Here is a 21,590-nt window from a genome sequence, read left to right as displayed (position 1 = left end):
CTGGCGGCAAACGGGGGAGAATTTTGCCGCCAGCGTGAAATACGGGGTGATGATCAGTGCGGCTGGGCGATCGTGGCCGCTTCCCAGCCGTCATAATATCCGCCACAGGTGGCGGCCAGCCGGACCAGCAGCAGGCTGGTTTCGTTGATCGACTTCAGGTCTACCGGCTCTTCCCGGCACAGGCGGACTTCGACCGAACCGTCGTCGGGGTCCTGCGCCATCTGGTCCAGCCGATAGCCCTCGGTGGCGGCCTCGTCGGCAAAGGCCTGAGCGCCGTTGCTGTTGGGGAAAAAGGCGCTGTGGAACACCTCGCGCGGGATGGTGACGGTATCGCCGTCTTCTTCCAGCTGGTCAACAATCCGGCGATTGATGATGCAGTGCAACTGGTCTTCGGACGGATAGAGTCCCTCAAGGAACACGCTCCACTCCGGGTCATCCTGCGTGTGAACCTGTGCGGTATAGCTGCCAAGGGTCAGTTCGGCAGGAATGACCGTGTCGCCGGGCAGATAGGCATGCATGATGCACTGCCCACCCATGGTCAGTGACCCGACGAACACGCCTTCGCCGTCACTGAGGGTATCGACCAGCTCGTCAAAGGCTTCGTCGGCCTCGGCCAGCGCATCGGTTTCCTCGGCCACCATCAGGCCGTGTTCGGCAGGTTGGCGCAGCACGATCCGTGCCCGCACCAGTATGGTCAGCCCCTGGCTTTCCTCTGGCGAGGCGTCAAGGTCAAGGGTAATCGCAGCCGGACGACCGTCTTCCAGCTGATACAGATAGGTATCCCAACCAAGTGACATTGATGTTTCTCCCCGGCGTCATGGTGCCTCACTGTAGCACGATCTGTTGATGGCATCGCCAGGGAATCCTGTTACGGGCTTTCCTCCGCTGTGGCTCTGGGCTACCGTACACGCCTTGTTCTTTCTTATGGACCAGCTTCATGCTTCCTTCGATTTCTGCCCGTATTGCCCAGGAACTTGCTTGCCGTGAGGCTCAGGTTGATGCCGCCGTCGAGCTGCTGGACAGCGGTTCAACCGTGCCGTTCATCGCCCGTTACCGCAAAGAAGCCACCGGCGGGCTGGACGATATCCAGTTGCGCGCCCTGGACGAGCGCCTGCGCTATCTGCGCGAGCTGGAGGACCGGCGGGCCGCCGTGCTGAAGTCCATCGACGAGCAGGGCAAGATGACCGACGCCCTGCGGCTGGCGCTGCTGAAGGCCGAAACCAAGACCGTCCTCGAAGACCTGTACCTGCCCTACAAGCCCAAGCGGCGGACCAAGGCGCAGATGGCCCGTGAACAGGGGCTGGAGCCACTGGCCGAGGCCCTGCTGGCCAACCCGCTGCTGGTGCCCGAGGTCGAGGCGCAAGGCTACCTGAAGCCCGCCACCGACGACGACAAGGGCGTGCCCGATGTGGCGGCGGCACTGGAAGGCGCCAAGCAAATCCTGATGGAACGCTTTGCCGAAGACGCCACGCTGGTCGGTGAGCTGCGCGACCTGTTGTGGAACGCCGGGATCATGGTGTCGCAGGTGGTCGATGGCAAGCAGGAGGCCGGGGCCAAGTTCGCCGACTACTTCGACCACCGCGAACCGATTGCCAAGGTGCCCAGTCACCGCGCGCTGGCGATGTTCCGGGGCCGGGAAGAAGGCATGCTGCGGCTGGCGCTGGTCCACCCCGACGACCCGGAAAACCCGCGTGAGGCCGGTCCGGCGGAACGCAAGATCGCTTTCCGCTTTGGCATCACTGACAAGGGCCGCCCGGCGGACAAGTGGCTGGGCGACGTGGCGCGCTGGACGTGGAAGGTCAAGCTGGGGCTGCATCTGGAAATGGACCTGATGGGCCGCCTGCGCGAGCTGGCCGAAGAGGAAGCCATCCGGGTGTTCGCCGCCAACCTGCGCGATTTGCTGCTGGCGGCTCCGGCGGGCCAACGGGCGACGCTGGCGCTTGATCCGGGTTTTCGGACCGGGGTGAAGGTGGCGGTGGTCGATGCCACCGGCAAGCTGGTTGCCACCGACACCATTTATCCGCATGTGCCGCAGCATCAGTGGGAACCGTCGCTGCGCACGCTGGAACTGCTGGTGCGCAAGCACGCCGTTGAACTGGTATCGATCGGCAACGGCACCGCCTCACGCGAAACCGACAAGCTGGCCGCCGACCTGATCGCCCGCATGAAGGACTACAAGCTGGTCAAGGTGGTGGTCAACGAAGCCGGGGCCTCGGTCTACTCGGCGTCGGAATATGCCTCGCGCGAGTTGCCGGGGGTGGACGTGTCCCTGCGCGGGGCGGCCTCCATTGGCCGTCGCCTGCAAGACCCGCTGGCCGAACTGGTGAAGATCGAACCGAAGTCGATTGGCGTCGGGCAGTATCAGCATGACCTCAGCCCGGCCAGGCTCGACCGTGCGCTGGATGCGGTGGTGGAAGACTGCGTGAACGCCGTCGGCGTTGACGTCAACACCGCTTCTGCCCCGCTGCTGGCGCGGGTGTCGGGCCTGAGCGAAAGTGTCGCCCGCAACATCGTCAGCCATCGCGACAGCAACGGCGCCTTTGCCAGCCGCAAGGAGCTGTTGAAGGTCAGCGGCCTCGGCCCGAAGACCTTTGAACAGTGCGCCGGCTTCCTGCGCATTCGCGGCGGTGACCAGCCGCTGGATTCCTCCTCGGTCCACCCGGAAGCCTATCCGGTGGTGCAGCGCATCCTGAAGGCGGCCAACTGCAACATTGACCAGGCGATTGGCAACGTTACCGTCCTGCGCGGCCTGAATCCGCAGAGCTTTGTCGATGAGCGGTTCGGCCTGCCGACGGTCAGCGACATTTTGAAGGAACTGGAAAAGCCGGGTCGTGACCCGCGCCCGGAATTCAAGACCGCCACCTTCAAGGAGGGCGTGGAGAAGATTCAGGACTTGCAGCCGGGGATGATTCTGGAAGGCACCGTTACCAACGTTGCCAACTTCGGGGCCTTTGTCGATATCGGGGTGCATCAGGACGGCCTGATCCACGTCTCGGCGCTGGCTGACCGCTTTGTCAAAGACCCGCGTGAGGTGGTGAAAACCGGCGATGTGGTGACGGTGAAGGTGCTGGAAGTGGACCTGAAGCGCAGCCGTATCGCCCTGACCCGCCGCATGTCCGACGAAATCGGCCCGAAAGAAGACCGCCCGCGTTCGACTCCGGCGGCTGGCAAGGTGCCGTCAAAGGGACAAGGCTGGTCGGCTCAGGGGGCTTCGGTGTCTTCTGGTGCGGCCAAAGGGGGAGCCAAGGGCGGCAAGGCCCCGGCGGCGGACCTCGGTTCGCTGGCCGATGCCTTTGCCAAGGCCGGGTGGAAAACCAAATAACCACTGCCAGATAACCACTGATTGATAAGGGGAATCGTCAGGCGGTGGGCCTCTGTCTTCTTTCTGCCATCAAATGACCATCAAACGGTCATTCGACCTTGCTAATAGAAGACAGTATCAGTGCGCGCAGGATGGGCGCGCCGCCCACTGCCTGAGACGAGGACCATGACCATGCCCGCCCCGGACCTGTGGAAAAACCCCGGCCATGAACCTGAATTGGCCGATATGCTGAGTGACCCCATTGTGCGTGCCGTCATGCGCCGCGATGGCCTGTCGATGCTCGATGTGCTGGAACCGGCTCTGGCCGCCCGCGCAGCGTTGAGCGAACAGGATGCCACCACGAATTTCCGCACCGCTGCCTGAGCGCAGCCCCTTTCCTCGACCATGAACAACGCCCCCGGCCTTTGGCACGGGGGCGTTGTTCATGGTCGAGGAAGGATCGTGGAGCGCTGCTCCACACCTCGCCGGGGCCTTAAGGCCCCGGACCCCATTCCTTTGATCATAAAAGAAAAAATGGGGGTTTGGGGGAGCTTTACCCCAAGCGGTTGCAGGCGGCAGCCTGCCATCCCCCTTTAGAGCATTTTCCGTTCTCTCTGGATCACTTCAAATGCTCTAATATCTTGTATTTTCAGCAAATACCTCGTCTCAGATGGAGCCATCTGCTCGGGATTTGCTTTAGCGTAGGCTTACTTGCCGCGCAGCCAGCGGGCGGCGGACTCGGCGACGCGGGCACCGAACAGTTCGGCGGTCTTGCGGTCCGAGGCGGGCGGGGTGACGTCGGCGCCTTCGTCGGCGTTGGCCTGCGCCATCGCGCCGAGGAAGCTGCCCAGACGGTTGAGGTCTTCGACGCTGCCCTTGGAGTTGTTGTTGCCCGGCAGGATGCTGTTGCCGACCCACACCATGCCGTGCTGGGCGGCGAACACCGACAGCTGCATCAGGGTGGCGAGCTTGTCACCGCTCTGGCTGGCCGAAACGGTGAAGCCAGCGGCGATCTTGTCTGCCCAACCACGGCCATACCAGGTCTTGGAGGTGGCATCCATGAATTCCTTGAACTTGGCCGACACCGAGCCCATGTAGGTCGGCGAGCCAAAGACAATCGCGTCGGCGGCGTCGAGGACGGCGGCCTTGGCTTCGTACTCTTCGACCGAAATCAGGTGGACGTCGGTGCCGGCGACGCTGCGCGCGCCAGTGGCAACAGACTCGGCGATGGCGGCGGTGTGGCCGAAGCCTGAGTGATAAACGATGGCAACGCTGGTCATGATTGCTCCGCAGAAATCATAGAAGGAAGAGGGGGACGCCTCCCGGCCCGGCCTCGCAGTTGCCCGCGCGGTGAATGGCGGCAACCACATCGGACAGGCGCGTCTGGTCCAGCACGGCCGCACGGGCCGCGTCGGCGCGGGTGATCACCTCGCGCAGGACCGGGACGATGGAGGCCCCGACCGGACAGTCGGGATTGGGTGTCTGGGGGTGAAGGGCCACCGGCTCGTCGTCATCAACCGCACGGGAAATCTCGAGCAGGGTGATGGCTTCGGGCGGGCGGCTGAGCATCGCTCCCCCCTGACTGCCGCGCACCGACCGCACCAGTCCGGCCTTGGCCAGGGTGGACAGGATACGGCGGATCACCACCGGGTTGGTGTTGACACTGCCCGCCAGCCAGTCGGAGGTGCAGGGCTGATCCGGGGTCAGCGCCAGCACGGCGGCAACATGGACGGCAAAGGCAAAGCGGCAGTTCTTGCTCATGGCGTATATGTAACCACATCAGTTACAATTGTCAATCCAGCCTGCGGCGCTGGTTGGTGACCTTTTGGCGACAGACTGTTGCCATGGGGGAAACAGTCTGTCGCGGACTTACCCCCTAGTAAAGGTGCTGCCCGCCGGTGACGAAAATCTCGGTACCGGTGATATAGCTGAATTCGTCCGAACACAGGCGGAAGGCCAGTGCGGCGACGTCTTCGGGGGTGCCCATGCGGTCGAGCGGGATGCGCGGGATCAGCGCTTCGTATTCCGGGCTGATCATCTCGGTCTTGATTTCGCCCGGTGCGATGGCGTTGCAGCGGATGTTGAGCTGGGCCAGCTCGGCGGCCATTTCGCGGGTCAGGCCGGACAGGGCCGCCTTGGAGGTCGAATAGGCTGACCCGGCGAACGGGTGAACGTAGTGCCCGGCAATCGAGGTGATGTTGACGATCGAGCCGCGCGCCTTGTGCAGATCCGAGGCCAGCCCGCGCGCCAGCCGCAGCGGCACGAAGAAATTCAGCTCGAACACCTCCCGCCAGCCTTCAATCGGGCCGTTGAGGATGCCGAGGCGTTCCTTGAACGGCGTCTTCGGGCTGATCCCGGCGTTGTTGATCAGCCCGTGCAGCGGCTGGCCACCGAGCGCTGCCTTGACGTCGCGGATAAAGGCTTCGACGCCGCTGCTGTCGGTCAGGTCGGCCAGAAGGTGGTCCTGCCAGTGTTCGGTGCGCGGTACCGAGGCATCAACCGGGCCTCGGGCGCAGGTGATCACCCGCCATCCCTCGGTCATGAACCGCAGGGCGGTGGCCTGGCCGATGCCCTTGCTGGCTCCGGTGATGACAACGGTCTTGGGAGAAGTGCTCACGGCCTTGTCGCTCCACTGAAAAAGGCTATCCTGCCGTCATTGGTACGCCAATATCACCGGCAAGGAAACTGCTCTCGGGGGGGAGTCCTCCCAGAACAGGCCAGCCTGTCACAGGAGCCCCCGCCATCTGCTCGCGCTTTTCCCAGTCGATCCCCGAGGACGCCCTGCGGCGGCGCTTTGGGTTGTCCGGGCCACTGCCGCCGGTGCCCGCGCTGGTGCGCCCGACCGATGCAGCGCTGGTGATCGGCAGCCGGGGGCAGTTCCGGCTGTTGCGCTTTGGAGTGCTGGCGGCGTGGGGGGATACGTCGGGGACTCAGAAGCCGGTGATCAACGCCCGCAGCGAAACCCTGCGCGACAAGCCGCTGTTCCGGGGCTGGCTGGAACAACGGGTAGCGGTGCCGATGGCTGGCTATGACGAGTGGCAGGGCGACGACAAACGCCTGCACCATGTCGGCCCGCATGACGGGGAGGGGCCATTACTGGCAGCCGCCCTGTGGGACGGCGGCGAGCGGTTTTGCCTGCTGACCTGCGCGGCAGACGGCGCGATGGCCGAGATTCATCATCGGATGCCGGTGTTCCTGCCTGATGCGCAGGCGGCGGACGCATGGCTGGGGCCTTATCCCTTTGCGCAGGCGCAGGGTGTGTTACGGCCACACTCGGGGATGCTACATGCCGCCCCTGCGCCGGTTCCACTGCCAGCGCAGGGGCGGTTGCTATAACGGGGGTTACTTGTCCCGCCGACGGCCATCGCCCCCGGCGTCCAGTTCGCGCTGCTTGCGCGCCCACAGCGACAGCTTGGCGGCAATGGCGCGGTTGATGCTGCCCAGCGTCCATTCGCCGCTGGCACTGAGCGTTCCGGCCTCCACGCCGGTCAGCAGCTCGATGCCCTGATCAATGGTTTCCACCGGATAGATGTGGAACAGACCCTTGCCGCAGGCGGCCACGATGTCTTCGCGCAGCATCAGATGGCGGACGTTGCTGGCCGGGATCAATACCCCTTGCTGGCCGGTCAGGCCGCGTGCCTGACAGAGGTCAAAGAAGCCCTCGATCTTTTCGTTCACGCCGCCGATGGCCTGAATGCGGCCAAACTGGTCCACCGAGCCGGTGACGGCCAGCGACTGGCGGATCGGCATCCCGGACAGCGCCGACATCAGGGCATACAGTTCGGTGGACGATGCCGAGTCGCCGTCAATCATGCCATAGGACTGTTCAAAGACGATGGTGGCGTGAATCGGCAGCGGCTGGTCCTCGGCAAAGCGCGAGGCGAGGAACGATGACAGGATCATCACCCCCTTGGAATGCAGCGGCCCGGACAGTTCGGCCTCGCGTTCGATGTCGATCAGTTCGCCCCGGCCCATGCGGACACGGGTGCTGATGCGCGACGGCTTGCCAAAGATGGTTGGCCCGGCTTCCAGAATCGCCAGTCCGTTGATTTCCCCGATCGCGTCGCCGTCGGTGACGATGCGGATGGTGTGGTGCTCCATTTCCTCCTGCATCGCCAGCGGGATGCGGTCGGCGCGGCGTTCGCGGCCCCGGATGGCGGCGCGGATGTGCTCGGCACTGACCAGCGAGGCCCCAGCCTGCGCCGCCATATAATCGCCTTCGCGCAGCAAATCGGCCAGCTCGCCCATGTTGGTGGACAGCTTTTCGCGGTCCTCGCTCAGGCGGCTGCTGTATTCGATCACCCGCGCCACCGCATCGGCCCCCAGCGGGCGCAGGTTCTTGCGCCTGGCCATGTCGGCCAGCAGCAGGGCGAGGTCGTGCAGGGTCTGCTGCTCGCGCGGCATATCGACATCAAAGTCGGCCACCACCTTGAACAGCTCGCGGAAATCGGCGTCCATCTCGCTCAACAGATAGAACAGCGACGGCTCACCGAGCAGGATCACCTTCACGTCCAGCGGAATCGCTTCCGGTTCCAGCGCCTGGGTGGACCACATCCCCCACGAGCTGCCGGGGGCCTCGATGGTGATTTCCCGCTTGCGCAACGCCCGCTTCAGGTCGTCCCACGCAAACGGCTGGGTCAGCAGCTTGCGGGCCTCGAGAATCAGGAAGCCGCCGTTGGCACGGTGCAGGGCTCCGGCGCGGATCAGGTTGAAGTCGGTGACCAGCGCGCCGAACTGCTGGCGGTGCTCGATGCGGCCAACCAGATTCGGCTGGATCGGGTGGTCTTCCTCGATCACCGGCGCGCCGGTGCTGTCGTCGTGGCTGACCAGCACGTTGATCTTGTAACGGCGGAACGGGCCGTCTTCGTTGGCCGCCTTTAGCATCGGGTTGTTTTTGTCGTCGTCGCCATCGGGCAGGAAGGCCCCGACGTTTTCCAGTACGTCATCATGCACCGCCCGCAGATAGGCGGCGGCGGGCGAGGCGCTGTCGTAGTCCTGTTGCAGGTCGTCGATCAGGTGGCTGACCGCCGCGTCGGCAGTTTCCTTGTTGAGGGTGCGGACCTGCTCGCGCTTTTCCCGTTCCCAGCGCGGCACTTGCCGCAGGGCGTTTTCCAGTTCGTCCTGCAGACCCTGCATCCGTGCCTTCCACTCGGCCTGCTGCTCTTCCGGCAGGTTGGCAAAGTCGTCGGCGCTGACCACCTCGCCCTCATGGATCGGCGCCAGCGCCAGCCCCATCGGGGTGCGCATCAGGGCGATGTCGCGCCCCTTGGCCGTGTCGCGGTGGGCGTCAATCAGGGCTTCCTGCCGGGCCTTGAACTCGTCCTCGATCGCCCGGCGGCGGGCGCGGTACTGGTCGCTGTCAAAGGCGGTGGGGATGGCGTGGCGCAGCTCCTCGATCAGGCAATCCATCGCTTTGGCAAAAGCGCGCGCCGTTCCGGCAGGCAGGGCCAGCGCGCGCGGCTTTTCCGGGGTGGTGAAGTTGTGCACATAGCACCAGTCTTCCGGCTGCGACCGCTGGGCGGCGGCGGCCGTGACGAACGAGCGGACGAGACTGGCCTTGCCGGTGCCTTCCGGCCCCATGCAGAACAGGTTGTACCCCTCGCCGGTCATCCCCAGCCCGAAGCGGACCGCTTCGACAGCACGGGACTGGCCAACCGGATGAGTGATCGCCTCGGCCTGATCGCTGCGCTGATAGGGCAACAGGGCCGGATCAACGACATGGTACAGGTGTTCGGCGGCAAGGGGGGCAACAGGCGCAAAGGTCATGGACAAACCGTATCAAGGACAGGGGTATCAAGGCGAAAGGTATGGCAGGTGGGACGTGTATTTTGAGCAAATACGTCGTCGCAGATGAAGCCATCTGCTCGGGATTTGCTCTAGTCGGCGCTGTCTTCGATATACTCCATGTCGTCGTCACTCAATCCGAAATGGTGTCCGACTTCATGAACAATCAAGTGGGTGATGATTTCTTCCAGCGTCTGGTCGGTTTCGCACCATTCGGCCAGCAGCGGCTGACGGAACAGAAAGATCATGTCCGGCTGGGTGGCCAGCGCCTGGGTGCGCTCGCCGACCGGAATGCCCTGATACAGGCCGGTGATGTCGAACGGGTCTTCGACCTCCATCTCGTCGAGCAGCTCGTCGTCGGGGAATTCCTCGACCTGAATCACGATGTGGGGCAGGTGATCGGCAAACGGGGCCGGGATGGAGGCCAGCGCGGCGCGGGCCAGCCGGTCCAGATCGGCGGCAGAGGGGGCGTGGCCGAACGAGGGAAGGGAGCTGTCGTTCATGGCGGGCGATCCTGCTGTCTGGAGAAAGGCTGGTCAGGATACACAGGCCCCCGGTTGCAGCAAGCTATTCCTCCCGTTTGCGCTATACTGACCGCATGGCTGGCGACAAAACGCATGAGTCGCTGATGGTGCACTGCACGAAAAGGAGTGCGGGTGATGGCTTTGTTGTCTCCCATTGAGCGAGCTTCCCTAGCGGAAAGACTGCCATTGTGGCGACCTGTCTCCGGGCGACAAGCTCTGAAACGGGGGTTCCACTTCATTGATTTCAAACAGGCGTTCGCTTTCATGACACAGGTGGCACTGCTGGCCGAGCGGCGGGATCATCACCCGGAAATATATAATCTCTATAACAGGGTAGAGCTGATTCTGACCTCGCACGATGTTGGCGGTCTGTCGATGCGCGATGTGCAGATGGCCGAAGAGATTGATACATTTGCCCCGCGCTGACGGCCTTTATGCGTAAAATGCATGGTGCCATGCGTTGATGAGTCCGGTGGTCTTTGGGGCCTTTGTTTTGTAAACGCATGGCTGCATGTCGAAATATCACACCATGTTGCAGTGCACTTTAGTGAATGTGATGCATCATTTCACTCTTCGCTAATGTTGCGAAATTTTGTTTCGTGGAGCCTGTCGCATGTACCGTTCGCGCATCAAAAACGAAACCCTGTGGTCCAAGGTGGTCAGCCCGCAACAGGCGGCAATGCTGATTCGCGACGGCATGGTGGTCGGGATGTCGGGCTTCACCCGTGCAGGCGAGGCCAAGGCGGTGCCAATGGCGCTGGCCGACCGGGCGCTGGCAGGCGAACCGCTGGGGATCACCCTGATCACCGGGGCCTCGCTGGGCAATGATCTGGACAAGACGCTGGCTGAAGCCAAGGTCACCCGCCGCCGGATGCCGTTTCAGGCCGACCCGACCCTGCGCAAGGAAATCAACGCCGGCAACGTGATGTTCGTCGACCAGCACCTGTCGGAAACGGTGGAGCTGCTGCGCTCGGGCCAGTTGGGGCCGCTGGATGTGGCGATTGTCGAAGCGGTGGCGATCACCGAAAACGGCGGCATCATTCCGACCACCTCGGTGGGTAACTCGGCGACCTTTGCCATGCTGGCCGAAAAGGTGATTGTTGAAATCAACATCACCATGGGCGAGGAAATGGAAGGTCTGCACGACATCTATATCCCGACCCGCCGCCCGTACCGCGAGCCGATCCCGGTGGTCGATACCCGTTCGCGCGTTGGTCTGCCCTATATCCCGGTCGATCCGTCGCGCATTGCCGCCATCGTGATCACCGACAAAAAGGATTCGACCGCCAAAATCGAGCCGCCGGACCACGAAACCAAGGCGATTGCCAATCACCTGATCGGCTTCCTTGACAATGAAGTCAAGCGCGGTCGGCTGGGGCTGAACCTCGCGCCGTTGCAGGCCGGGATCGGCTCGATTGCCAACGCCGTGCTGCATGGCTTTGGCGACAGCCATTTCCATGACCTGACCATGTATTCGGAAGTGTTGCAGGACAGCACTTTTGACCTGTTCGACTGCGGCAAGCTGACCTATGCCTCGGGCTCGTCGATCACCCTGTCGGCGGACAAGCACGAGTCGGTGCTGCGCAACATCAACAAGTACAAAAGCCGCCTGATCCTGCGGCCGCAGGAAATTTCCAACCACCCGGAAGTGATCCGTCGTCTGGGCCTGATTGCCATCAATACCGCCCTTGAGGCCGATATCTATGGCAACGTCAATTCGACCCATGTGATGGGCAGCCAGATGATGAACGGCATCGGCGGCTCGGGCGATTTTGCCCGCAACGCCTATCTGTCGGTGTTCGTCACCAAGTCGGTGGCCAAGGGCGGCAGGATTTCGTCGATCGTGCCGATGGTGACGCACGTTGACCATTGCGAGCACGATGTGGACATCATCGTCACCGAACAGGGGCTGGCCGATCTGCGCAATCTCGCCCCACGGGAACGGGCCAAGGTGGTGATTGCCAACTGCGTCCATCCGTCCTACCGCGACGAAATCGCCGATTACGTCGCCGAAGCCACCCGCACTGTCGGCGGTCAGACGCCGCATATGCTGGACAAGGCCTTTTTCCTGCATCAGCGCCTGCGCGATCAGGGCAGCATGCAGCCTGTCGCCGCCACGCAGGCCGCCGAGTAACGCTGTCCTGCCGCATCCCGGATGGTGCCTGCATCCGGGATGCGGTGTTCAGAAAGTCTTATCCGGTGATCATGTGGACTGCCGGAACATCGCTCTGCACCAGTGCTCCGGGGGCAATGATGGCCCGCGCCCCGATCACCACTCCGTCCAGAATGGTGCAGCCTGCGCCGATAAAGGCCCCTTCGCCGATGTGAACCTGTTCACCGATGCAGGCCCTGCCCGAAACCAGCACATGGTCGGCAAGGTGGCTGTGTTCACTGACAATGGCCCCCCGCCCCAGCACAACGCCAAAGCCCAGCGATGCCGCCGGACGCACGATGGCGTCGGCGAAAATCTGGCACCCTTCGGCTACCTCTGCCGTTTCCGCCACCAGAGCTTCGGGGGCAACGATTGCCGGGAAGCAGAATCCGGCCTGCCGGTAGGGCGCATAGGCGGCCCGCCGCTGCAGGGCAGGCCCGCCGGGCAGGGTGGAACAGCCGTTCACCAGCCACAGGGTGGCCGGGGTGTGGCGGTGCAGGGCACGTTCGGCGCTCTGGACGATCATCTGCCCTGCCATGGCCTGTCGGGCTTCGGGACTGTCGTCAATGACCATCTGTGCCGGTGATCCCAGCCGCTGCAACAGGGCCAACAGCTGTGGAGCCTGATCACTCCAGCCCAGCAGGGCGATGAGGGGGGGGATCATTGTTTGTCTGATGCCTGTTCGGTGATGGCCCGGTTAAAGATGTCGCGCAGATGGCGACCCCGTTCGGTATCCTGAAAACAGGCATGCAGGGTGCGGAGGGCCACCGATTTCCCGCCCAGACGAACCAGATCGCGCAGTGGCTGCAGGCTGACGTCCTGCTCCATCAAATAGCGGTAGACCTGTGGGTCGATGAAGGCACCATCAATGCGGCCAGCAGCGACCTTGCGAATATTGGTCGTATCGTTGTTGTCGGCCTCCACCTGCAGGCGATGGGTGCGAACCAGAGCGTCAACGCCGGGGCTGTTGATGTAGCCCCGCACCACTCCCAGCGTATAGGAACTGAGGTCACTGAGCAGATTCCAGCGCAGTGGCATGTCGCGCCGTTCCACCAGGGACAGCGAGGTTACCTGATAGGCCTGCGACAACAGGCAACCGTCCTGCCCGGCCCGTTCGGCGTATTCGGGATAGAGGATGTCGGCCTGCTTTTGCTGGAACATGGTCAGGGCCCGCGGCCAGGGCACGTAGCCGACTTCGACCGGGATGCCTTCGCGCTCAAAGACCGATCGCAGGATACGGGTGCTTTCACCGCCATAGGGCAAGGCTTCGCCGGTGTAGGGGGGCCAGAACAGGGTCAGCATCTGGATGGGCCGGGGAGAGGTGTCCTTGCCGCTGGTGCCCGCGGTCCCGGCCACGGCAGCTGGCCGCATGGCTTCTCCCGAGGCGCCGGTGTTCCAGGCCGCAAACAGGCCTCCTGCCACCAGGATGGCGGCAAGGATTCCGAAGGCGGCTCTCCAGCGGTGGATCCACCACGCCATGGGCGTATCTCTCATGCCTGCGGTCAGAGCCTTTTCCGGTGCGGTGGGCTCTGGTTCACCAGGGAAAAAGCTGTTACGGAACGTGCTCCTTATGGCTCGTGTTGCCAGCGAGCCATAATCTCTTCCTGGGACCATATCGCAGATCGGGCCGTGAGAAAATGGTTCTCTCTGGAAAAATCCCAATCTTGCGAACACAATGGGCAATGCAAACATCCTGCATTGACCCCTGGGCCAGCCCGAACAGCGGAGAGCCTTCCGGATGCGCCTCAAACGCAAGTTGCTCCATACGTTCCTGCGGCGGACCGCCATGGTGGCTTTGGTCGTCGGACTGGTACTCAGCCTGTTTCAGGGGTGGCAGGATCAACAGAACCAGCTGGTGAACATCGAACGCACCGTCAATCATCTGGTGGATGCGGCCATGCCGTCGGCAGCGATGGCGGCCTATTCGATCGATACCGGGCTGGCGTCCAGTGTGGTGGATGGCCTGTCCCTGCGCAATCCGGTCGCCGAGGCGCGGATTGTCAGTGATTTCCACGACACGCTGGCCAGTGCCAAGCTGCATGAGCCTCAGATGCCCGATGGCTGGACGCTGGGCATTCTGCGCCTGTTGCTGGGTGAGGACTATCAGATCAGCCGCCCGCTGTTTGGCCCCTTGTACCATAACCAGCCGCTGCCGGTCGGCTATCTGGAAGTGACGGTTTCGCCCGCCCTCGGCGGCGAGGATTTTCTGGGTCGGGTGCTGCTGGGGCTGGCGCTGATGATGGTGCAGACCGTCCTGCTGTGCGCGATCCTGACCTGGGTTTATCTGCGCACCACCTTGTTGCCGGTCGAACGCATTGTTGACGATTTGCAGGACATCCCGCCCGAGCCGGGGGACAGTCTGCGCCCAATCCGGATTCCTCCGGGGCATCACAGTGACGAGATCGGCTATCTGGTGGAATCGTTCAACCGGCTGATCGGGTCTGCCGAGCTGGAGCTGATCGCCCGCCGCCGGGCCGAAGACAGCCTGCGTCTGATCAACGAGGATCTGGAAAGCCGGGTGGATGAGCGAACCCGCCACCTGCACCGCGAGATTGGTGAACGGCGGACCATCGAAAACGCCCTGCGCATCAGCGAAAACCGCTTTCGTGATCTGGCCGAGGTGTCGTCTGACTGGTTCTGGGAAAGTGACCACAACGGGCGGCTGACCATCATCTCGGAACGCTTTCTGGCCCATACCGGCCTCAGCTGGGAAAGCGTTGCCGGTCGTTCACTGAATGATCTGATCGAGATGGGGGTGGTGACGGTCATTTCGCCTGCCTGGCCGGAACTGCGACGACAGATTGTGCACAGCCAGTCGCGGCTGACGTTCGAGGTGATGCTGCACCTGAAAGATGGTGGCCACCTGCGGGCGGCGATTGCGGGCAAGCGGTTCCTGTCGTCAACCGGCAAGGTGCTGGGCTATCGCGGTACCGGGCACGACATCACCCGGCAATACGACGACGCCGAGAAACTGCGTCTGGCCTATGGCGAGGCCGAACGGGCCAACGCCGCCAAGTCGGAATTTCTCGCCAACATGAGCCATGAGTTGCGGACGCCGATGAATGCGATTCTCGGCTTTGCCCAGTTGCTGCTGTTGCCGCGGGCGCAACCGCTTGATCCGTCACAGACGCAGTATGTCCAGCACATCATCGATGCGGGCGATCATCTGCTGGGGCTGATCAATCAGGTGCTGGATCTGGCCCGTATCGAAGCCGGACATCTTGACCTGTCTTCCGAGCCGCTCGACATGGCGGCGCTGGCCATCGAATGCCTCGACATGCTGGCGCCACTGGCCGAAAAACGCAGCATTCAGATGTTTCTGGATGAGCAGCCCGTGCCGCCGGCACCGGGCGATGTGCCAGTGCTGGTGGTGCTGGGGGATCGGGTCCGGCTGAAGCAGATCGTCATCAACCTGCTGTCCAACGCGATCAAGTACAACCGCAGTGGCGGCATGGTGCGGTTGCGGTTGCGCGAACAGGGGGTATCGCACCTGACAATCAGCATCGAAGACAACGGCATCGGAATCCCGGTTGATCACCTGCCGAAGATTTTTGACCCGTTCCACCGGGTTCTGGCCTCCAGTCAGGCCGCCGAAGGCACCGGAGTCGGGCTGGCGGTCACCCGCCGGCTGGTCGAGGCGATGAACGGCAGCATCAGCGTCACCAGTACCGAGGGCGAAGGCAGCCATTTCTGGTTCACCATTCCGCGTTTGACGGCGGCATCCATCGCTGGCTGGACACCGCGCAAAATGGGCGATGGCGAGATGGGATGGTGGAGCACCGAAACGGCCATCCTGCGCCACGGCACGCCGTTGCAGGTGCTGTATATCGAAGACAATCCGGCCAATCAGGCACTGATGCAGGACCTGCTGGCGGTGGTCGGCGGGGTAACACTGGTGACAGTCAGCACCGGCAGCGAGGCTCTGGGCTGGGCGGTGGATCATCTGGCTGATCTGGTGATGATCGACATCAACCTGCCGGATGTGACCGGCGACGTGGTGGCCCAGCGCCTGCGCCAGATGCCGGACTATCAGACGGTGATGATGGTGGCGATCAGCGCCAATGTGCGGGCACAGGACATCGCCCAGGCGCGCGGCATGGGCTTTGACGATTACCTGTGCAAGCCGTTCGAGGTGGCCAGTGTGGTCAACTGTCTGGTCGAAGCCAAAAAGCGCCTGTCATCGGCTTTGCCCTCCTGACCGAAATAGCCGTTCCCCCGCCTGCCAACTTGCCCTATAACTGCGGCCCATGGTGGACGATCCCCTTTCCATTTTACGCTCGGTCTTTGGGTACGAGTCTTTTCGCGGTCCTCAGCGCGACATTATCGACCATGTGATTGCGGGCGGTGACGCGCTGGTCCTGATGCCGACCGGCGGCGGCAAGTCCCTGTGCTATCAGGTTCCTGCTTTGTGCCGGTCCGGGGTGGCGGTGGTGGTCAGCCCGCTGATTGCCCTGATGCAGGATCAGGTCGAAGCCCTGCGGCAACTGGGGGTCAAGGCGGCGGCGATCAATTCGACCATCTCCTTTGGGGCGGTGGTCGAGATCGAGCGGGCGATGCGGGCCGGTGAGATCGATCTGGTCTATGTCGCCCCCGAACGGCTGCTGCAACCGGCGTTCCTCGACAATCTGGCGCGCTGCCCGTTGGCCCTGTTTGCCATCGACGAGGCGCATTGCGTGTCGCAGTGGGGCCACGACTTCCGCCCGGAATACCTGCAACTGGCAACGCTGGCCGATCGCTTTCCGGGCGTTCCTCGCGTGGCCTTGACCGCCACCGCCGACGGCCCGACCCGGCGCGAGATCGTCGAGCGCCTGCATCTGACCGATGGCGCGCAGTTCATTTCCGGCTTTGACCGTCCCAACATCCGCTATCGCATTGGCCTGAAGGACAATCCCAAGGCCCAGTTGCTGCGCTTTATCCGCGAGGAGCACCCCGGCGACTCCGGGATCATCTATTGCCTGTCGCGCAACAAGGTCGAAGAAACCGCCGGTTGGCTGCGGGAACAGGGGCTGGAGGCTCTGGCCTACCACGCCGGGCTGGACAAGCATGTGCGCGCGGCCAATCAGTCCAAATTCCTGCGCGAAGAAGGGCTGATCATGGTCGCCACCATTGCCTTTGGCATGGGGATCGACAAGCCGGACGTGCGCTTTGTCGCCCATCTGGACCTGCCGAAATCGCTGGAAGCCTATTATCAGGAAACCGGCCGCGCCGGGCGCGACGGGCTGCCGTCGGATGCGTGGATGGTTTATGGCCTGCAGGATGTGGCCAAGGTTCGCCAGATGATCGAAGGCTCCGAGGCCCCCGACGAGATCAAGGCGATTGAACGCCGCAAGCTGAATGCCCTGCTCGGCTTTTGCGAAACCGCCCGCTGCCGCCGTCAGGTGCTGCTGGAATACTTTGCCGACACCTGCGAGCCGTGCGGCAACTGTGACACCTGTCTGGAGCCGGTCGAAACGTTTGACGGCACGCAGGTAACGCAAAAGGCCCTGTCGGCGATCTACCGCACCGGCCAGCGCTATGGCAGCGGCCATGTGATTGACGTGCTGCGCGGCACCGAGACCGAGCGCACCCGTTCGCTGGGCCATCAGCGCCTGCCAACGTGGGGTGTTGGGGCCGATCTGGGCAAGGATCAATGGCAATCGGTGTTGCGCCAGTTGGTGGCGCTGGGCCATGTGGTGGTCGATGTCGAAGGCCACGGCGCCTTGCGCCTCAGCCCCGAGGTCAGGCCGATCCTGCGCGGTGAACAGCCGGTTTTGCTGCGCAAGGACCCGGCGGCGCGCAGCCGGGCGGCCAAGGGCGAGCGGCGGCAGGTCAGCTTCGACGATCCGCGCCACGAGGCGCTGTTTCATGCCTTGCGCGGTCGCCGAATGGAGCTGGCGCGCGAGCAGGGTGTTCCGCCCTATGTCATTTTCCATGATGCCACGCTGGTGGAGATCGCCCGCCTGCGGCCCCGTGATACCGACGAGATGGCACGGGTGCCCGGCGTCGGTGCGGGCAAGCTGGCGCGCTATGGGGATGCCTTTCTGGCGGTGGTGCGGGAAACGACCGACCGCACGGCGGCGGAATAACCGGTCCGATTGTTCCCTTTTCGTTCTGGTGATGGTATTCTCCCCGGACGATGCTGCACACTGGAGCCGCTGCCATGACCTCTGCACCACTGGTTGACCCGTCCCTGACCGATCCGGGAGCCTTTTGGGACAAACGCTTTGGGGCGCACCACTACGTCTATGGTACCCGGCCAAACGCCTTTCTGTGCGCTCAGTCCTCCCGCTTGAAACCCGGCATGAGCGTGCTGGCGGTGGGCGATGGCGAAGGCCGCAATGGCGTGTGGCTGGCGCAAAACGGCCTGATGGTCAGCAGTGTTGACGCCTCGCCCGAAGGGGTGAAAAAGGCCCTGCAACTGGCGCTGGAACGGCAGGTGACCTTGCAGGCCACCTGTGCCGATCTGGCGACGTGGGACTGGCCGCAGGCCACGTTCGATGCGGTGGTGTCGGTGTTCCTGCACCTGCCGCCTGCGCTGCGGGCAACGGCGCACCGGCAGATGCTGGCGGCGCTCAGGCCCGGCGGTCTGGTGATTCTCGAAGCCTTCCGCCCCGAGCAACTGGCGCACAGCAGCGGCGGCCCCAGGGACCTGAGCCTGCTGTACACTGCCGACCAGTTGCGCGCCGACTTTGCCGGGGCTGACATCCTCCTGCTGGACGAGGCGGTGCCGCTGCTGGACGAAGGTCCGCTGCATCAGGGGCTGGCCGCCACCGTCCAACTGGTGGCCCGCCGTCCGGCGTGATGGGTGACGGTGAGCGCGCTGGCTCCGGCCCTGTGCCGGGATTGTCTCGAGGCTTTTGATGCCGCCTGCGCCCCGTCCCGCTGCCCGACCTGTGGCAGTGGGCGGGTGGTCTGGCATGCTGAATTGCGCGATCTGGCGATTGCCCATGTCGATTGCGACAGCTTTTATGCCTCGATTGAAAAGCGTGACCGGCCCGAATTGCGCGATCAGCCAATCCTGATCGGCGGCACCGATCCGCGTTCGGTGGTGGCGACCGCCTGTTATCTGGCCCGCCAATACGGCTGCCGGTCGGCGATGCCGATGTACAAGGCGCGCGAGCTGTGCCCGCAGGCGGTGATCGTGCGGCCCGACCATGGCAAATACCGCCGGGTGTCGGCTGATATCCACCGCATCCTGCACTCGGTCACCAGCCTGATCGAGCCGCTGGCGCTGGATGAAGCCTATCTTGACCTGTCCCACCGCGAAGACATCCCCGAGGCTTTGGCCGATATCGCCCAGCGGGTGGAGCAGGAGGTGGGCATCTCGCTGTCGGTTGGTCTCAGCTATAACAAGTTCCTCGCTAAAACTGCTTCGGACCTGCAAAAGCCACGCGGCTTTTCGGTGATCGGGCGGGCCGAGGCAGTGGCTTTTCTGGCTCCGCGTCCGGTGCGGGCAATTCATGGCGTCGGGCCTGCGATGGAGCGGCGTCTGCAAGGGGACGGCTTTACCACCATCGGCGATTTGCAGCAGGTCAGCGAGATGGAGCTGAAGACCCGCTACGGTGCCCATGGCGGGTGGTTATGGCGGATCGCGCGCGGGCAGGATGACCGCTCGGTGACGCCCGAGCGGGAAAGCAAGTCGATCTCGGCGGAGACCACCTTTCAGCAGGACTTGTCCCGCCCGGCCGATTTACTGGCCGCACTGGCCCCGCTGGCCGAGCGGGTGGAGCGCAGCTTGCGCCGCCACCAGATGGCCGCCGCCGGGGTGGTTCTGAAGCTGAAAAGCCGGGATTTCAAGCTGCGCAGCCGCCATTTGCGGCTGCCGACACCCTCGCAACAGGCCGGAGTCTTGCTGACGGCGGTGCGTCCGCTGCTGGAGCGGGAAGCCGATGGCACCCTGTTCCGCCTGATCGGCATCGGAGCCGAGCCGCTGGTTGACGGGGCGCTGGCCGATCCCCCGGACCTGTTTTCGTGCAGGGAACACGACGGTCAGTGAAACAATGTGAACTGCTGTCCGCACCTGCCCGGGGCCTCCGGCCCCGGACGTTCATTTGGGGCCTCCGGCCCCGGACCACCATTTTTTCTTTTAAGTCAACGGAATGGGGTCTGGGGCTGACTGGCCCCAGCGAGGTGTGGAGCAGCGCTCCACATCCCTTGTTACCTTACGGTCGTGTCCTGTTAAAACCCCGCCACCACGCCATCCCCGCGCGGATCAACGGCACCTTCCAGCCAGCCATCGGGGCGCAGCACCAGCGCGGCGGCGTGGCCCATGATGTCCTCAAAGGGGCCAAGCACCGACACGTCATGGCCCGCACGGCCAAGGGCCTGAATGACCGCCGGATCGAACCGGCTTTCGACCTTCAGGTCGTGCTGCTTGCCGCCATCGAGCGTCTTGCCCAGCACCCAGCGCGGAGCGGTGACCGCCTGTTGCAGGCTCTGACCATAGCGGGCATAGCGGGTGAACAGCGCCGCCTGTGTCTGCGGCTGGCCATCGCCGCCCATGGTGCCATAGGCCATCACCCGGCCATCCTGGAATTTCGCCAGCGCCGGCGACAGGGTGTGGAACGGCTTGCGGCCCGGTGCCAGCGCCTGCACGTTGCGCGGATCAAGGGAGAAGGCATGGCCGCGGTTGTGCCACAGGATGCCGCTGTCCGGCAGCACCATCCCCGAGCCGTAACCATGGTAAATCGACTGGATGAAGCTGACCACCCGGCCCTGACTGTCGGCGGCGGTCAGATACACCGTGTCGCCATCGCGCAGGGCGGCGGGCCACGGCGCGGCGGTGCGGCGGCTGATCTCTTCCGACAGCTTGTCGAGCACATGGTCGTTCAGGTAGGTGGTCGGGTGAACGCTCATGTACAGCGGGTCGGTGATGTGGGCGTTCCGCACCTTGAAGGCCACCTTGGTGGCTTCGACCAGCCCGTGCAGGTGTTCAAAGCTGTCGGCGTCGGGGGCGGCGCTGGCATGGCGCTCGAACAGGCCGAGGATCATCAGCGAGGCCAGCCCCTGCGTCGGCGGCGGGGCGTTGAACAGGGTGACGCCGGGCAGGGGCAGCGACAAGGGGCGGCGGCGCACCGACCGGTGGCGGGCCATGTCTTCGCCTTTCAGCGGGCTGCCGATACGGGCAAGGTCGGCGGCGATGCGGCGGGCAACCTCGCCACGATAGAAATCGTCGAGTCCATGGCGGGCAAGATAGCCGAGCGTCTCGGCCAGAGCCGGATTCTTTTGTACCGACCCTTCATCCGGGATTTCGCCTGCGGCCAGAAAGTGGTCGGCAAATCCGGGCAGGGCAGCAAGGGCGGTCTTCAGGCGGACGGTCGTCCGGCGCTGGGCGGCCGAAACGGCATAGCCGCTGCGGGCATAGGTGATGGCATCGCCTAACAATCGTTCAAGGGACAGCGAGCCCCCCCAGCGACTCTGCGACACTTCCAGCGCCGACTGCCAGCTGGACACCGCCCCGGCAACGGTGATCGCGGCCATCGGGCCGGTGGCCGGAATGCTGCTGAAGCCCTGACTCTTGAACAGGTCGATATCGACCGCCTTGCCTGCCGCGCCCGAACCGTCAATCGACATCGGCGGGCGGCCCGGTTCATGGATGATCCAGAAGGCGTCCCCGCCCAGCGCGTTCATGTGGGGATAGACGACGGCAATTGTCGCTGCCGCTGCTACCATTGCTTCGATGGCGTTGCCACCATCACGCAAAACGTCCAGCCCGGATTGAGCTGCCAGATGGTGCGGGGCGGCGATCATGCCGCGCGGAGCAGTAACAGTGTGCAGCATTGGCGTAGGCTATCCTCTGACGATCGTTCAGGCTGAAAGCCGGTCGGATCAGGGGGGGGTGCAAGCCGTC

The 21,590-nt window shown here is 63.8% G+C and carries 18 protein-coding genes; 9 read left to right on the top strand and 9 right to left on the bottom strand.

The genetic code is table 11. The features are described from left to right. Positions 1-53 precede the first annotated feature (53 nt). Complete coding sequence (locus BW995_RS12320; RefSeq protein WP_076400698.1) at positions 54-797, bottom strand: DUF695 domain-containing protein; 744 nt, start codon at positions 795-797, stop codon at positions 54-56. Between the two features lie 140 nt (positions 798-937). On the opposite strand from BW995_RS12320, the gene BW995_RS12315 reads away from it, so the two are divergent. Together BW995_RS12315 and BW995_RS12310 are read left to right on the top strand one after the other, a co-directional pair. Continuing rightward, positions 938-3,322, top strand: coding sequence for a Tex family protein (locus BW995_RS12315; RefSeq protein ID WP_076400697.1), 2,385 nt, complete (start codon positions 938-940; stop codon positions 3,320-3,322). 165 nt (positions 3,323-3,487) lie between these two features. Beyond that, positions 3,488-3,685 (top strand): hypothetical protein, encoded by a 198-nt coding sequence (locus BW995_RS12310; protein WP_076400696.1) that lies wholly within the window; start codon positions 3,488-3,490, stop codon positions 3,683-3,685. A gap of 323 nt (positions 3,686-4,008) precedes the next feature. Here BW995_RS12310 and BW995_RS12305 read toward each other — a convergent pair whose 3' ends face one another. The 3 genes from BW995_RS12305 to BW995_RS12295 all read right to left on the bottom strand — a co-directional run bounded on the left by BW995_RS12305 (position 4,009) and on the right by BW995_RS12295 (position 5,918). Further along, on the bottom strand, positions 4,009-4,581 hold the full coding sequence (locus BW995_RS12305; protein ID WP_076400695.1) for a flavodoxin family protein: 573 nt from the start codon (positions 4,579-4,581) through the stop codon (positions 4,009-4,011). 16 nt (positions 4,582-4,597) lie between these two features. Further along, entirely contained in the window at positions 4,598-5,062 is a 465-nt protein-coding gene (locus BW995_RS12300) for an Rrf2 family transcriptional regulator (RefSeq protein WP_076400694.1), read from the bottom strand. Positions 5,063-5,177: 115 nt separating this feature from the next. Further along, positions 5,178-5,918 carry an SDR family NAD(P)-dependent oxidoreductase gene (locus BW995_RS12295; RefSeq protein ID WP_076400693.1) on the bottom strand — a complete coding sequence of 247 codons (741 nt, stop codon included), beginning with the start codon at positions 5,916-5,918 and terminating at the stop codon, positions 5,178-5,180. A 38-nt stretch (positions 5,919-5,956) separates the two neighbouring features. Here BW995_RS12295 and BW995_RS12290 point away from each other — a divergent pair, with 38 nt between their 5' ends. Next, a complete protein-coding gene (locus BW995_RS12290; protein WP_084194808.1) occupies positions 5,957-6,637 on the top strand; it encodes an SOS response-associated peptidase in 681 nt (226 codons plus the stop codon). 6 nt (positions 6,638-6,643) lie between these two features. Here the strand turns inward: BW995_RS12290 and BW995_RS12285 are convergent, their stop codons facing one another. Both BW995_RS12285 and BW995_RS12280 read right to left on the bottom strand, forming a co-directional pair. Further along, positions 6,644-9,067, bottom strand: coding sequence for a Lon protease family protein (locus tag BW995_RS12285; RefSeq protein ID WP_076400691.1), 2,424 nt, complete (start codon positions 9,065-9,067; stop codon positions 6,644-6,646). Positions 9,068-9,177: 110 nt separating this feature from the next. Continuing rightward, on the bottom strand, positions 9,178-9,588 hold the full coding sequence (locus BW995_RS12280) for a metallopeptidase family protein (protein WP_076400690.1): 411 nt from the start codon (positions 9,586-9,588) through the stop codon (positions 9,178-9,180). Positions 9,589-9,744: 156 nt separating this feature from the next. Between BW995_RS12280 and BW995_RS12275 the strand changes: the two genes are divergently transcribed. Continuing rightward, a complete protein-coding gene (locus tag BW995_RS12275; RefSeq protein WP_139332887.1) occupies positions 9,745-10,035 on the top strand; it encodes a 4a-hydroxytetrahydrobiopterin dehydratase in 291 nt (96 codons plus the stop codon). A 187-nt stretch (positions 10,036-10,222) separates the two neighbouring features. Continuing rightward, positions 10,223-11,743, top strand: a complete 1,521-nt coding sequence (locus BW995_RS12270) for an acetyl-CoA hydrolase/transferase family protein (protein ID WP_076400688.1) — start codon at positions 10,223-10,225, stop codon at positions 11,741-11,743. A 58-nt stretch (positions 11,744-11,801) separates the two neighbouring features. On the opposite strand, the gene BW995_RS12265 is transcribed toward BW995_RS12270, so the two are convergent. Beyond that, the gene (locus tag BW995_RS12265) at positions 11,802-12,425 is read right to left on the bottom strand and encodes a DapH/DapD/GlmU-related protein (protein ID WP_076400687.1); all 624 of its coding nucleotides are present in this window, start codon (positions 12,423-12,425) and stop codon (positions 11,802-11,804) included. After that, on the bottom strand, positions 12,422-13,240 hold the full coding sequence (locus BW995_RS12260) for a substrate-binding periplasmic protein (RefSeq protein WP_076400686.1): 819 nt from the start codon (positions 13,238-13,240) through the stop codon (positions 12,422-12,424). The genes BW995_RS12265 and BW995_RS12260 overlap by 4 nt, the downstream gene beginning before the upstream one ends. Before the next feature lie 259 nt (positions 13,241-13,499). Here BW995_RS12260 and BW995_RS12255 point away from each other — a divergent pair, with 259 nt between their 5' ends. The 4 genes from BW995_RS12255 (at position 13,500) to BW995_RS12240 (ending at position 19,736) form a co-directional block, all read left to right on the top strand. Continuing rightward, positions 13,500-15,959, top strand: a complete 2,460-nt coding sequence (locus BW995_RS12255) for an ATP-binding protein (RefSeq protein WP_076400685.1) — start codon at positions 13,500-13,502, stop codon at positions 15,957-15,959. Between the two features lie 49 nt (positions 15,960-16,008). Next, the gene (recQ, locus tag BW995_RS12250; RefSeq protein WP_076400684.1) at positions 16,009-17,826 is read left to right on the top strand and encodes a DNA helicase RecQ; all 1,818 of its coding nucleotides are present in this window, start codon (positions 16,009-16,011) and stop codon (positions 17,824-17,826) included. Positions 17,827-17,900: 74 nt separating this feature from the next. Continuing rightward, on the top strand, positions 17,901-18,542 hold the full coding sequence (locus BW995_RS12245) for an SAM-dependent methyltransferase (protein WP_076400683.1): 642 nt from the start codon (positions 17,901-17,903) through the stop codon (positions 18,540-18,542). 3 nt (positions 18,543-18,545) lie between these two features. Continuing rightward, the gene (locus BW995_RS12240; RefSeq protein WP_245821429.1) at positions 18,546-19,736 is read left to right on the top strand and encodes a DNA polymerase IV; all 1,191 of its coding nucleotides are present in this window, start codon (positions 18,546-18,548) and stop codon (positions 19,734-19,736) included. Positions 19,737-19,918: 182 nt separating this feature from the next. Here BW995_RS12240 and BW995_RS12235 read toward each other — a convergent pair whose 3' ends face one another. Next, on the bottom strand, positions 19,919-21,520 hold the full coding sequence (locus BW995_RS12235; protein WP_076400682.1) for a gamma-glutamyltransferase family protein: 1,602 nt from the start codon (positions 21,518-21,520) through the stop codon (positions 19,919-19,921). Between the last annotated feature and the right edge of the window lie 70 nt (positions 21,521-21,590).

The sequence above is a fragment of the Insolitispirillum peregrinum genome, assembly GCF_900156605.1.
GTDB lineage: Bacteria > Pseudomonadota > Alphaproteobacteria > Rhodospirillales > Rhodospirillaceae > Insolitispirillum > Insolitispirillum peregrinum.
The sequence above is the reverse complement of the archived record's forward strand: the minus strand, read 5'-3'. Positions and strand labels throughout refer to the sequence as shown.

Excerpts from the sequence above, each read along its gene's own strand:
- BW995_RS12285 (WP_076400691.1), bottom strand. The coding sequence starts at position 9,067 with ATGACCTTTGCGCCTGTTGCCCCCCTTGCCGCCGAACACCTGTACCAT.
- BW995_RS12300 (WP_076400694.1), bottom strand. The coding sequence starts at position 5,062 with ATGAGCAAGAACTGCCGCTTTGCCTTTGCCGTCCATGTTGCCGCCGTG.
- BW995_RS12235 (WP_076400682.1), bottom strand. The coding sequence starts at position 21,520 with ATGCTGCACACTGTTACTGCTCCGCGCGGCATGATCGCCGCCCCGCAC.
- BW995_RS12320 (WP_076400698.1), bottom strand. The coding sequence starts at position 797 with ATGTCACTTGGTTGGGATACCTATCTGTATCAGCTGGAAGACGGTCGT.
- BW995_RS12245 (WP_076400683.1), top strand. The coding sequence starts at position 17,901 with ATGACCTCTGCACCACTGGTTGACCCGTCCCTGACCGATCCGGGAGCC.
- BW995_RS12255 (WP_076400685.1), top strand. The coding sequence starts at position 13,500 with ATGCGCCTCAAACGCAAGTTGCTCCATACGTTCCTGCGGCGGACCGCC.
- BW995_RS12265 (WP_076400687.1), bottom strand. The coding sequence starts at position 12,425 with ATGATCCCCCCCCTCATCGCCCTGCTGGGCTGGAGTGATCAGGCTCCA.
- BW995_RS12315 (WP_076400697.1), top strand. The coding sequence starts at position 938 with ATGCTTCCTTCGATTTCTGCCCGTATTGCCCAGGAACTTGCTTGCCGT.
- BW995_RS12275 (WP_139332887.1), top strand. The coding sequence starts at position 9,745 with ATGGCTTTGTTGTCTCCCATTGAGCGAGCTTCCCTAGCGGAAAGACTG.
- BW995_RS12280 (WP_076400690.1), bottom strand. The coding sequence starts at position 9,588 with ATGAACGACAGCTCCCTTCCCTCGTTCGGCCACGCCCCCTCTGCCGCC.
- recQ (WP_076400684.1), top strand. The coding sequence starts at position 16,009 with ATGGTGGACGATCCCCTTTCCATTTTACGCTCGGTCTTTGGGTACGAG.
- BW995_RS12310 (WP_076400696.1), top strand. The coding sequence starts at position 3,488 with ATGACCATGCCCGCCCCGGACCTGTGGAAAAACCCCGGCCATGAACCT.
- BW995_RS12305 (WP_076400695.1), bottom strand. The coding sequence starts at position 4,581 with ATGACCAGCGTTGCCATCGTTTATCACTCAGGCTTCGGCCACACCGCC.
- BW995_RS12270 (WP_076400688.1), top strand. The coding sequence starts at position 10,223 with ATGTACCGTTCGCGCATCAAAAACGAAACCCTGTGGTCCAAGGTGGTC.
- BW995_RS12260 (WP_076400686.1), bottom strand. The coding sequence starts at position 13,240 with ATGGCGTGGTGGATCCACCGCTGGAGAGCCGCCTTCGGAATCCTTGCC.